7 protein-coding genes are annotated in these 12,878 nt (G+C 64.7%); 6 read left to right on the top strand and 1 reads right to left on the bottom strand.

Features of this window, described 5'->3' with window-relative positions:
• Positions 1-34: 34 nt before the first annotated feature.
• Positions 35-1,285 carry a glycosyl transferase gene (locus AC1VVM_RS12225; RefSeq protein ID WP_482904131.1) on the bottom strand — a complete coding sequence of 417 codons (1,251 nt, stop codon included), beginning with the start codon at positions 1,283-1,285 and terminating at the stop codon, positions 35-37.
• Between the two features lie 491 nt (positions 1,286-1,776).
• On the opposite strand from AC1VVM_RS12225, the gene AC1VVM_RS12220 reads away from it, so the two are divergent.
• From AC1VVM_RS12220 to AC1VVM_RS12195, 6 genes are all read left to right on the top strand, one after another.
• The gene (locus AC1VVM_RS12220; protein ID WP_482904130.1) at positions 1,777-2,445 is read left to right on the top strand and encodes a response regulator; all 669 of its coding nucleotides are present in this window, start codon (positions 1,777-1,779) and stop codon (positions 2,443-2,445) included.
• On the top strand, positions 2,442-3,797 hold the full coding sequence (locus AC1VVM_RS12215) for a sensor histidine kinase (protein ID WP_482904129.1): 1,356 nt from the start codon (positions 2,442-2,444) through the stop codon (positions 3,795-3,797). The genes AC1VVM_RS12220 and AC1VVM_RS12215 overlap by 4 nt, the downstream gene beginning before the upstream one ends.
• 75 nt (positions 3,798-3,872) lie before the next feature.
• Positions 3,873-5,153 (top strand): efflux RND transporter periplasmic adaptor subunit, encoded by a 1,281-nt coding sequence (locus AC1VVM_RS12210; RefSeq protein ID WP_482904128.1) that lies wholly within the window; start codon positions 3,873-3,875, stop codon positions 5,151-5,153.
• Positions 5,150-8,284, top strand: coding sequence for an efflux RND transporter permease subunit (locus tag AC1VVM_RS12205; RefSeq protein ID WP_482904127.1), 3,135 nt, complete (start codon positions 5,150-5,152; stop codon positions 8,282-8,284). The genes AC1VVM_RS12210 and AC1VVM_RS12205 overlap by 4 nt, the downstream gene beginning before the upstream one ends.
• Positions 8,281-11,469 (top strand): efflux RND transporter permease subunit, encoded by a 3,189-nt coding sequence (locus tag AC1VVM_RS12200; protein ID WP_482956347.1) that lies wholly within the window; start codon positions 8,281-8,283, stop codon positions 11,467-11,469. Before AC1VVM_RS12205 ends, AC1VVM_RS12200 begins: the two co-directional genes overlap by 4 nt.
• Positions 11,466-12,872: an efflux transporter outer membrane subunit gene (locus AC1VVM_RS12195; RefSeq protein ID WP_482904126.1), complete on the top strand. Its 1,407-nt coding sequence runs from the start codon at positions 11,466-11,468 to the stop codon at positions 12,870-12,872. The genes AC1VVM_RS12200 and AC1VVM_RS12195 overlap by 4 nt, the downstream gene beginning before the upstream one ends.
• Positions 12,873-12,878: the final 6 nt, after the last annotated feature.

The following is a 12,878-nucleotide window of genomic DNA, read 5'->3' as shown; positions in this document are numbered from 1 at the left end:
GGTATCGAGCGGCGTCCGGGTAGGGAGGACAAATCTACCTGAACGATAAGTCGCCGCTCTGAAGCCGGATCGCGGCTCTGCCCGATGCGGGCAGCGCATGATCGACTTTCATGCTTTTCTCGATGAGGACTGCCGCCCTCGCAATCGGATCGGCGGCGGAAAATTGCGCTTCACCGTCCTCATTCCAATCGAGCCCGTCCAGAGCAGCCTGTGCGCGTGCCATCTGCGCGCCCTTGAATCGAGGATGATGCTGGAACGCCTGCCCAATCGCGTCGAGAACATCGCAATCCGGCTGAATGACGTCGCCAAATTGCCACATGGCATAGTCCGCGTTGCCATTCCATTTCGCGTAATGCGAATTGACGAACAGGCAGGGCCGCGGTTGGACGAGAAATTCGTAGACTTGGCTGCTGACATCTCCAACGTAGAGATCGGCCCCCAAAGTATAAGTCATGTCTATCGAACGGCATGATCCCAGATCGATAATAACACGGCCAGTTACAGCCATCGCCTCCAACGTTTTTCGGCGAGTATCGTCCCAATTCTGGGCCAGCCGAACATGAGGCGCGACGACCAGATTGTATCGATCATCGCCTGCAACGGCCTCGATCAGGCGACAAGTGAAACTGTCCGCCGATGAAAGCTTTTCGCTGAAATGCGGATTGTACAGAATGACCGGCCGATCGTTGTCGAACAGGCGAGGTGCCTGTGCATGTCTGCGGAGACTTGCTGAAATTTTTACCGGTCCGGACGCCGCGCATCTGTCTTCGTTGACCAGCCCTTCGGCCAGCAGCCTTTGGCGGTCTTTCTGGCCTGCGACCACGACATAATCGAAATAGCGAAAGCGCTTTTCAAAGCCCACTGCGCGATCGCCCGCGCCGTGCGGGATATGAACGATCTTCGGGCATCGTCCGGGCAGGCGCTTGAGAAGCGTGGAGGTACGCTCCGCGCACAGAATGGCATTTCCCGCCCGAATTCGACGTGCCCAGACCAGAAGCCGTGCAAGCTTGTCAAGCTTTCGCGGCGCGCCCCGACCGAGTGGCGTCGGAAGATCCATCGTCACGATGGTTGGCAAAGGGTATCCCAGGGCAGTTGCCATGTCTTCTACGTCGGCAACTTCGTCCGCATCCGGAACGAAAATGGTGACGTCGAAAGTCCCCCGGCGCTGCAGTTCAAACGCTACAGGCAGGAAATGGGCAAACTGATGCCGCCCGCCGATGGCAGGCACATGCAAGCGCGGCTTCACGTCTGTCAGCCGTTGTGAAGGTGATGCGGAAGCGAACATGGTGCAAATTCAGTAGAAGACACTGGATCTCCGGGGGGCATCGCTACTCCGCCAACGGGGCATGTCCTTTTCACATCGAAACCAAGCGCGCCCGTCATATTTCCTCAAATCAATCGCACGATTTGCCCCAATTTAGGTGGCGCTTAAGCAGCGAAAGAGAGCGCTGTCCAGAGATCTGTTTGAACGAACAGGCCGGATGGCCCATGCAATTGATGCGGATAATAGTTCGGCGAATTGCGGGTTTGCCGATAAGGCACTCGGGCAAATAAAGAAGGCGGCCTTTCCGGGGTGTTCATCCGGTTGCGGAGCCGGCGGCGATGTTAAGCGAAATCTATCTCGACGCTATCACGAAGACGCCACACTTTGCGGATGGGCAAAGTGTGCGACGTCACGCAGATATATGCTGATTTTTCGTGAGTCGGGGCCGTCCATGGAGTCGGTTTCATGACGCGGGCTGTTCAAGGCGTGCTCCACCCACAAGGAAGCGTCGGATGCGATTGCTGGTAGTCGAAGACAACCCCGATCTTGCGAACGCGATCGCACAGGCCTTTGCAGCGCACGACATTCGCTGCGACTGGGCCGCGACGGCCGGCGATGCGGAGTTACTTGTCGAAACCACGGACTATTCCGCGCTCATCCTCGATCTTGGCCTTCCGGACGAGGACGGGCTCTCTTTGCTCAAGCGCCTGCGGAACGCACGCATTACCGTGCCCGTCATAGTGGTAACGGCGCGCGGCGAAAGTGAGATGCGGATCAAGGGGTTGGATAACGGCGCCGACGACTATGTCGTGAAGCCGTTCCTCTTTGCCGAACTCCATGCGCGCCTGAACGCGATCCTGCGCAGGCAGAGCGGCTATGTCGATACGCTGCTGCGGACGGCGAACCTGACCCTCGACCAGCGTTCACGGGAGGTCACAGTCGACGGCAAGCCTTTCGAACTGTCGACCCGTGAAATCGAGGTTTTAGAGCTGCTTATGCGCCGAAGTGGGCATGTCGTGCCCAAGCAGGTGCTTGAAGATCAGCTGTTCGGAGCCGGGGACACGCTCGGTTCCAACGCCGTGGAAGTCTATGTCCACCGCTTGCGGCGAAAGCTCGAAGAATTGGCCGCTGTCAAAGTGCAGACGGTGCGCGGAATCGGTTACATGCTGTCCGCGGCATGAGGGGCCAATGGCTTCCGCGATCGCTGTTCGGCAGGCTCTTGCTGGCGCAGATCGCCAATATTCTGGTCCTGGCGATCATACTGCCCGTGATCCTTTCGCACACGCTTGCCGCCACCGCAGATAGTTTCATCGCCGCGCGGCTTGCCCGGACCGCAGACCAGGTGGCTCGGCAGGTTGAGGCGCCGGGCGATCCGACCAGAATTTCCGACAGTTCGGCATGGCGGGGCGGCCGCAGTTTCGCATTGCTCGATCCCGAGGGAAAGATCCTCCTGCGCAGCCCCAGGGCCTTGCCCGAAGGCATTCTCCACATGCCCCGGCCCGGAGAAAAAGGCTTGGAAAGGCATGGTCGCTACGACGTTCTCACCCGCCCTCTCGTGCGCGGCGGCGTGCCGGTCGGCCGGATCGTGGTCGCGCAGGATCGCACGGTTCCCGACGAGATCGTGGACGATGTTGTCGATGAGTTCCTCGGCCATTTCCTGTGGGTGCTGCCGCTTGCCCTGCTGGCTTCGCTGTTCGTCTCGCTGGTCGTGATGCGGCGCGTGACAGGCAATTTCCGGCGTGCCGCTTCGCAGGCGGACCTTATCGGCCTGACCCGCCTTGATGCGCGGATCGATGAAGCACGGCTGCCGAGCGAGGCCACCCCCCTCGTCCACGCCACGAACCGTGCGATCGCTCGGCTTGAAGCGGGTTACCACGAGCAGGGCGAATTCGTGGGCAATGTTGCGCATGAGCTGCGCACGCCGCTTGCGCTGCTGTCGCTGCACACGGAACAGCTTCCCGGCTCTCCTCAGCGCGATCAGTTGCAGGCGGATATCGAGAAGGCCAACCACGTCGTCCGCCAGTTGATGGAACTTGCCGCGATCGACCGTCTGCATCCCGAATGCCGGCCGGTGGATTCGATCGAGGTGGCGCGCCGGGTTGTCGAGTCCATGGTCTCCATCGTCTACAACGCGCGCCACAGCATTTCGTTGGAACTACCGGACGAGCTGCCTCCTCCGGTGCAGGCGGTAAGCGAATTGCTGGAAATCGCGCTCACCAACCTGATCGACAATGCCGTACGGCACACCCCGGAAGGCTGCATAATCTGGGTCGTCGTGGAGGCAAACGGGTGTCTGGTGGTGGAGGACGACGGGCCCGGGATCGATTTCGACGACAACGAGACAGGGCGCCGCCGTTTCCGCAGGGGCGGCACTGCCCGCACCGACAGCGCGGGTCTCGGCCTCAGCATCGTCGAGCGCATTATGACCGTCTGCGGTGGAACGCTGGAAGTGGAGCGTGCGCCCAACGGCGGCGCCCGCATCCGTTTGCGAATGGCTCCGGCAGACAGTCGTAATGTTGATGTAAGTTCGTGAGCCCAAGCATCGGCGGATCGTGCTTCCGACAATGACTGCGGGCATCACGACCGGCAGGCGAGGAGAGCAGCGGGAATGGCAATTGAAGGTCAAACCGGCGAAGATCCGGCGGGGCGCTACGAAGGCGAAACACCGCCCGTCAAGCGCAGGAAGCCTTTGCTCATCGCCCTCCTGATTCTGGCGGCACTGGTATTGGTCGCGCTGGGCGTGCGGCATTTTGCCACGAAAGCGCGGGAATCGAACGGGCGCCCTGCAGCAGCGGTCAATGTCGGCAAAGCGGTACGCGCCGACGTTCCCGTCAACATCTCCGCGCTGGGCACGGTCCAGCCGGTCGTGACGGCCACTGTCCGCACGCAACTGGCGGGGACCCTGTTCAAGCTGTTCTTTCAGGATGGCCAGATGGTGCGGCAGGGGCAGGTCCTCGCGCAGATCGACCCCCGCCCCTACGCGCTTGCGCTCGCGCAGGCGAAAGCGAACCTTGCCCGCGATCAGGCACAGCTTGCCGCCGCACAAGTGGACCTAGGCCGTTATCAGACCCTGCTGCGGCAGGATTCGATCGCAAGCCAGCAGGTGGATACCCAGCGCGCCACCGTACACCAGCTCGTAGCCACGGTGGCGGCCGACCGGGCCGGTATCGGCACCGCGCAGCTCAATCTCGAATATACCTCGGTCAAGGCGCCCGTGACGGGGCGGGCCGGGATCCGTCAGGTCGATATCGGTAACTACCTGACGCCGTCCGACACCAACGGCATTGTGGTGGTGACCGAGCTCGATCCGATCGACGTGACGTTCTCGGTGCCACAGGCCCAGCTCTCCGCGATCGGGCATGAGGCCGGCAGCGGCGCGGGCTTGCCCGTGCAGGCGCGTGACCAGAACAGTCTGGCCCAGATCACGGCAGGCCATTTCCTGACGTTCGACAATCAGGTGGACACGACGACAGGCACGGTGAAGGCCAAGGCCCGGTTCGACAACAGTGGCAACGCCCTGTTCCCCAGCCAGTTCGTCAATGTCTCAATGCTGGTCCAGACGCTGCACGGCGTCGTGACCGTGCCCGTGGGAGCCGTGCGCCACGGCGCGCCGGGCGACTTCGTCTTCGTCCTTCAGCCGGACCACACGGTGAAGCTGGTCCCCGTGAAGATCGGCCCGTCAACTGCCGACCGCATCGCGATCCTGTCCGGCCTTGCTGCCGGATCGACGGTCGTTACCGAAGGCGCGGACGGCCTCGAAGACGGTGCGAGCGTGCGGCTTCCCGGTGAACATGGCACGCCCGGCAAAAACGGCGGGCATAAAGGCGGCCACGGGCACGGCCATCATGCCTCCGGCACTTCCCGGTCCAGCGACGCGGCGGGCGGATGAAGGCTCCGGAGACCTCGGCCCCGATCCCGCCCACATCGGGCGGTCCGTCGCGCCTGTTCATCCTGCGTCCGGTGGCGACGACGCTGCTCATGGTCGCCCTGCTGCTGGCCGGTCTGGTCGCCTACCGCAGCCTGCCGCTTTCGGCCCTGCCCGAAGTCGATTACCCGACGATTCAAGTCACGACGCTTTATCCCGGCGCCAGCCCAGACGTGATGGCGCTGACCGTCACCTCGCCGCTCGAACGGCAGTTCGGTCAGATGCCCGGGCTGACGCGGATGACTTCCGCGTCGTCATCGGGGGCTTCCGTCATCACCATGCAGTTCCGGCTCGACCTCTCGCTGGACGTGGCCGAACAGGAAGTGCAGGCGGCGATCAACGCGGCCACCACGCTTCTGCCCACCGACCTGCCGGCACCGCCGATCTACGCCAAGGTCAATCCCGCCGACGCGCCGGTCCTGACGCTCGGAGTAACCTCCCCCACCCGGCCGCTGGGCGAGGTGCAGGGCATTGTCGAGCGCCAGTTCTCCAACAAGATCGCACAAGTGCCGGGCGTCGGGCTCGTCTCGATGTCCGGCGGCCAGCGCCCGGCGGTTCGTATCCAGGCCAATGTCCCCGCCCTTGCCGCGCGGGGGCTGTCGCTGGAGACGATCCGCACCGCCATCGCCAATGCCAACGCCAATGCCGCCAAGGGCAGCTTCGACGGCCCGACGCGCAGCTGGACCATCGATGCCAACGACCAGCTTGCCGATGCCGCCAGCTATCGCAACCTCGTGATCGCCTTCGCCAATGGCGCGGCGGTCCGGCTCGGCGATGTCGCCAGCGTCGTGCAGGGCACCGAGAACGTGCGGCTTGGCGCCTGGATGAACGGCAGTCCGGCCGTGGTGATTGACGTGCGCCGTCAGCCGGGCGCCAATGTCATCGGCACGGTCGATGCCGTGCTGGCATCGCTGCCCGACCTTGAGGCGCAGTTGCCGGCGGACGTCCATGTCACGGTGCTGACGGACCGGACCACCGGGATCCGGGCCTCGGTCGCCGACGTGCGCTTCGAACTGGTGATCTCGGTGCTGCTGGTCACGCTGGTGATCTTCCTGTTCCTCGGCTCGCTGCGCGCGACAATCATCGCCAGCATCGCCGTACCGCTCTCGCTCGTCGGCGCCTTTGCGGCGATGTATTTCCTTGGCTTCTCGATCAACAACCTGACGCTGATGGCACTGACGATCGCGTCGGGTTTCGTGGTGGACGACGCCATCGTCGTGCTGGAAAACATCGCCCGCCACGTGGAAGACGGACTCAATCCCTTCGAGGCGGCGCTGCGCGGCGCCAGCGAGATCGGCTTCACGATCATCTCCCTCACTGTCAGCCTGATCGCGGTGCTGATCCCGCTGCTGTTCATGGGCGACGTGGTGGGGCGCCTGTTCCGCGAATTCGCCGTCACCCTGGCCGTGACCATCCTGCTTTCCGCCGTGGTCGCGCTGACGCTCGTACCGATGCTTTCCGCCCGCTGGCTGAGGCCGGCGCACGAGGAGCGGCAGCACGGCCTCTCGCGCATGACACAGGACGGATTCGCCCGGATCTCGGCGCGCTATGCAGTGCTGCTCGACCGTGTCATGGCCCGCCAGACGCTCACCCTGTTGGTCTTTGCTGCGACGCTGGTGATTACCGGCCTGCTGTTCTGGGTCATTCCCAAGAACCTGTTCCCGGAACAGGACACCGGCCAGATCGCCGTCACCACGCGCGCGCCGCAGGATGTCGGCTATGTGCGGATGGCGGCACTGCAGCAGCAAGTCGCGGCACGCATCCTTGCCGATCCCGCGGTGGCCAGCCTGAGTTCGGCCATCGGCGTCGACGGGCAGAATGCCACGCTTTCCCAAGGGCGGATGCTGGTCAATCTCAAGTCTCCGGGCGAGCGCTCCAGCTTGTCCCGGCTTCTGCCCGGACTCGAGCGCGCCGTGGCGGACATACCCGGCGTGCAGGTCTATTTCCGCCCGGTTCAGGACCTGACGATAGACACGTCCGCAGGCCTCAATGCCTATAGCTTCTCGGTTCAGGGGGCGGACGAGGGCATGGTCGCCGAGTGGGGCGCGAAACTGGCTGCGGCGCTGCAAGACAACCGGCATTTGCGCAATGTCACGTCCGACGTACTCGCCCATGGCCGCGCGGTGATGGTCGACATCAACCGCGACACGGCCGGACGGCTCGGCCTCAGCGCGCTGACCATCGACAACGCGCTCTACGATGCGTTCGGCCAGCGCATCGTCTCCACCATCTACACCCAGTCGAGCCAGAACCGGGTGATCCTGGAAGCCCTGCCGGGCAGCGTTGCCGATCCGCAGGCTCTGGGCGACTTGCGCATTCCCGTCAGCGGTACGCAGAGCGTGCCGCTTTCGACGGTGGCGACGATCCGTACCGCCGATGCCCCGCTCGTCATCACACGCGAAGGGCAATTTCCCGTGGCGACGATCGGCTTCGATCTGGCGCCCGGCGCCTCGCTCGGCAGCGCGGTGAGCGCGATCAACCGGGTCGAACGGAGCATGGGCATGCCGGAGGCGCTGACGACCAGCTTCATGGGCGCGGCCAGTGCCTTCCAGTCCTCGCTCGGCAATGAACTCTGGCTGATCTTCGCGGCGATCGTGGTCGTCTACATCGTGCTGGGGGTGCTCTACGAAAGCTTCGTCCATCCCGTGACGATCCTGTCCACGCTGCCCTCGGCAGGGATCGGCGCCCTGCTCTGCCTCTGGCTGACAGGGGCGGGACTGGGCGTGATCGGGATCATCGGCATCGTTCTGCTGATCGGCATCGTGAAAAAGAACGCCATCATGATGATCGACTTCGCGCTGGAGGCGATGCGCGCGCGGCAGGCCAATCCCCGCGACGCGATCCGCGAGGCAGCGCTGCTGCGCTTTCGGCCGATCATGATGACGACTTTCGCGGCGCTGTTTGCTGCGCTGCCGCTCATCTTCGGCGGCGGCATGGGGCATGAACTGCGCCAGCCGCTCGGCATCGCCATTGCCGGGGGACTGGTGTTCAGCCAGGTGCTGACCCTGTTCACCACGCCTGTCATCTTCCTGGTGCTGGAAGAGCGGCGAGAGCGCGGATGGCTGCGGCCACGGCCAGCCGAGGCGGCGGCGTGAACATCTCGGCGCCCTTCATCCGCCGCCCGGTCGGCACGATCCTGCTGACGATCGGGCTCATGCTGGCGGGCGCCGGGGCCTTCTTCATGCTGCCGGTGGCGCCGCTGCCACAGGTCGATTTCCCCACGATCCTGGTGCAGGCCAGCCTGCCCGGGGCCAGTCCCTCGACAATGGCCTCCAGCGTTGCCGCGCCGTTGGAGCGTCACCTCGGCACCATTGCCGGGGTTTCGGAAATGACCTCGCGCTCCGGCGTCGGATCCTCACAGATCACGCTGCAATTCGACCTTTCGCGCGATATCGACGGCGCCGCACGCGACGTGCAGGCCGCCATCAATGCCGCCCGGGCAGATCTTCCGGCAACGCTCAAGTCCAACCCCAGCTACCGCAAGGCCAATCCCGCCGAAGCGCCGGTCCTCATCCTTGCATTGACTTCCTCCACACGAAGCCCCTCGGAAATCTACGATGCGGTCTCGAACGTGGTGCAGCAGAGGCTGTTGCAGGTTCAGGGCGTGGGAGACGTGGAACTCGGCGGCGCGGCGCTGCCGTCGGTGCGGGTGGAGGTCAATCCGCTCGCCCTGTCGCACTTCGGCATCGCGCTGGAAGATGTGCGCACCGCGCTGCAATCGGAAAGCGCCAACCGCCCGCGCGGGGTGTTCGACGGTCAGGGCTATAGCTGGCAGATCTACTCCAATCAGGCCGGGCTCCACGCCGCCGATTACAAAGACACCGTGATCGCCTGGCGCAGTGGCGCCGCGGTCCGCCTGTCCGACATTGCCAATGTCACCGACGGACCAGAGGACGTGCGCACGATGGGCCTCTTCAATGGGCAGAAGGCCGTGCCGATCCTGATCAGCCGCCAGCCCGGTGCCAACATCGTGCAAGTGGTGGACGCCCTGAAGGCGCAGCTTCCGGGCCTGCGCGCGGCTCTTCCCGCCGATATTCACCTCGCCGTCGCCTCCGACCGGACGCTGACCATCCGCGCCTCGCTGCGAGAGGTGGAAGTGACGCTGCTGATCGCCACGCTGCTGGTCGTGCTGGTGGTCAGCCTGTTCTTGCGGAGCTGGCGCGCCACGCTGATCCCGGCAGCGGCGGTCGTCGCCTCGCTGCTGGGCACGTTCGGCGTGATGTATCTGGCCGGCTTCTCGCTGGACAACCTCTCGCTGATGGCGCTGACCGTCGCGACCGGGTTCGTCGTGGACGATGCCATCGTCGTCGTCGAGAACGTCAGCCGCCATGTGGAGGCCGGGATGAAGCCGCTGGACGCCGCGCTGCTGGGCGCGCGCGAAGTGGCCTTCACCGTCCTGTCGATCTCGATCAGCCTTGTCGCCGTATTCGTGCCGCTGATCTTCATGGGCGGGCTGGTCGGACGCTTGTTCCGCGAATTCGCGTTGACCATGTCGGTTGCGGTGCTGATCAGCCTTGTCGTTTCGCTGACGACCACGCCCATGCTCGCCTCGCGCCTGCTGAAGACCGAAACGCAGGAGGGCCCGGTCATGCGCGGCGCCCGGCGCGTGTTCGACTGGGCCCTTGCCCGCTACACCCGCGCGCTCGACTGGGCATTGGCCAATCGCGGGCCGATGCTGCTGCTCCTGACAGGCACAGTGGTGCTCAACATCTACCTGATCGCCATCGCGCCCAAGGGGTTCTTTCCGCAGCAGGATACCGGCGGGCTGCTGGGCGGCTTGCGCGCGGACCAGAGCATTTCCTTCTCCGAAATGAAGGACAAGCTGACCCGCATCGCCCGGATCGTGAAGAGCGATCCCGCCGTCGCCACCGTGATCGCCTTCACCGGCGGGTCGCGCGCGGGCGGCGGTTTCCTGTTCACCACGCTCAAGCCCCGGTCAGAGCGTCCCCCGGCAACGCAAGTGATTGCCCGGCTGCGCCCGAAGCTGGCGAGAGTGAGCGGCGTCAGCCTGTTCCTCAATCCCGTGCAGGACCTCCAAGTCGGCGGAAGGCAAAGCAACAGCACATATCAGTACGTGCTGAAGGCCGACGATCCCGCCGTGCTCAAGGCGGCCGGACAGAAGCTGGTCGATGCCCTGAAGCAGCAGAGCGGCGTTCTCACGGATGTCGATATCGATCAGCAGGACGCCGGGGCCAATGCCTTCGTCGACGTCGACCGCGATGCGGCGGCGCGGCTGGGCGTACCGATGGGGACCGTGGATTCAACGCTTTACGACGCCTTTGGCCAGCGACAGGTGGCAAACATCTACTCCGGCCTCAACCAGTATCATGTGGTGATGGAAGCGGCGCCGCAGTTCAACGGTTCGCCTGCCGCGCTGGCGAACATCTATCTGCCGATTGACGGCGCGGCCGCGGCGACCGGAACCAACGGCGCCAGCAACGGCGGCACGGCCGTCGCCGCTGGCAATGCCGTCAGCACGGCGGCGCGGACGATGACACCGCTCTCGGCCTTCGCCCAGTGGTCGACCGGCTCCACCAACGCCGCCGTCAGCCATTCGGACGGCGAACCTTCCGCCACGATATCGTTCAACCTGCCCTCCGGTTCGTCGCTCGGCGTGGCGGCGCGTACGATCACGCAGGCACAGGCCGGGCTCGGCCTTCCCGCCACTGTCCACGGCGAATTCGGCGGCACTGCCAAAGTCTTCGCGCAATCGACTGCCAGCATGCCGCTGCTGATCGTCGCCGCGCTGGCGGCGATCTACATCGTGCTCGGCATCCTCTACGAGAGCGCGATCCATCCGCTAACGGCCCTTTCCACCCTGCCCTCGGCCGGGGTGGGCGCGATGATCGCGCTGATCGTCTCCGGCGGGGAATTCGACATCATCGCCCTGATCGGAATCATCCTCCTGATCGGCATCGTGAAGAAGAACGCGATCATGATTATCGACTTCGCACTGGAGGCGGAGCGCGGACGCGGCCTCTCGCCGGTCGAGGCCGTTCGCGAAGCGTGCCTGCTGCGCTTCCGCCCGATCCTGATGACGACACTGGCCGCCGCGCTGGGCGCCCTACCGCTCGCCATCGGCTTCGGGGATGGTGCCGAACTGCGCCGCCCGCTGGGCATCGCCATCGTCGGCGGACTGATCGCCAGTCAGGTGCTGACGTTGTTGACCACGCCTGTAGTCTACCTCGCGCTCGATCGCTTCCGTCGCCGCGCCCCTCCTCGCGAGGGCTTGCCGAGGCTATACGGAAATCCGGCGCCCATCCCGGGAGGCCCGGCATGAACCGCAAGCCGTTCACCACCTGCGCCTCTCTGGCCGTTCTGCTGCTGGCCGGCTGCAATCTCGCCCCCGCCTATCACCCGCCCACGACCGTCGCCATCCCGCCCTCTTTCAAGGAGGCGCCGGATTGGGCCCCTGCCCGCCCGAGCGACGATGTCGCGCGCGGCGCGTGGTGGTCGCTGTTCGGCGATCCGGTGCTCGACGGGCTGGAGCGCAAGGTCGCGGTGACCAACCAGAACGTCGCGGCCTCCCGCGCCGCCTATGAGGCCGCGCGCGCGATCGTCGCCGTGCAGCGCTCTAACCTGTTCCCCACAGTCACCGGATCCGTCAGCGCCGCGCGAACCGAGCCCTTTAGTGCGAGTTCCGGCACAGATCCAACGACGACCACCGGCTCTCGCTTCGCCCTTGGTATCGGCGCGAGCTGGGAGCCGGACTTGTGGGGGCGGCTGGGTAATGCCGTCACGCAGGCGGGCGCGAATGCGCAGGCCGCCGCCGGAGACCTCGCCAACGCCACCCTGTCCGCACAGGGCGAACTTGCGACCGACTATGTCCAGCTACGCGGCATCGACGAGCAGCGCGTGCTGCTGGACGCCACGATCAAGGATTACGCCCGCGCGCTGACGATCACGACCAACAAGTACAGCGCGGGTACCGTCGCTCATTCGGATGTCTATCAGGCGCAGACCTCGCTCGCCAACGCCACGGCCACCCGGCGGGATCTCGATCGCCAGCGGGGCCTGCTGGAACATGCGATTGCGGTGCTGATCGGCGAAAACCCCTCGACGTTCTCGCTTGCCCAGACCGACGTGAAGCCGACGGTGCCGACGACGCCGGGAATCCTACCGGCCACGTTGCTCGAACGCAGGCCGGACATTGCCGCCGCCGAGAGGCGGGTGGCGGCAGCGAATGCCAACATCGGTATCCAGCGTGCCGCCTACTTCCCCCAGATCTCGCTATCCGCGAATGCGAATACGGATGGCGGCTCCGTCAAGCAGCTGTTCTCTGCCGCGACGAGCCTGTGGTCGTTGGGGCTTACCGGCCTGATGACCTTGCTCGATTTTGGCGCGCGCCACGGTCAGGTCATGCAGGCGCATGCCGAGTACGATCAGGCCGTCGCAACCTACCGCCAGACAACGCTCACGGTATTCCAGCAGGTGGAAGACAACCTGATAGCCACCCGGGTCCTGGCGGAAGTGACGAAAAGTCGCATTACCGCCGCCGATTCCGCAAACCGCGCGGAGACCATCGCGAACAACCAGTACCTTGCCGGTATCATCGATTACTCGCAGGTCATCGTCGCCCAGACTACCGCCTTCAATGCGCGCCAGACCCAGATACAAGCGGTGATCGACCAGCAGACAGCCACTATAGCGCTGATGCAAGCGATTGGCGGGAAATGGGAATGATGTGCC

This window comes from Novosphingobium sp. BL-S-33, assembly GCF_056857025.1.
Note: the sequence above shows the minus strand (reverse complement) of the source record. Positions and strands in the feature narration are given on the sequence as shown.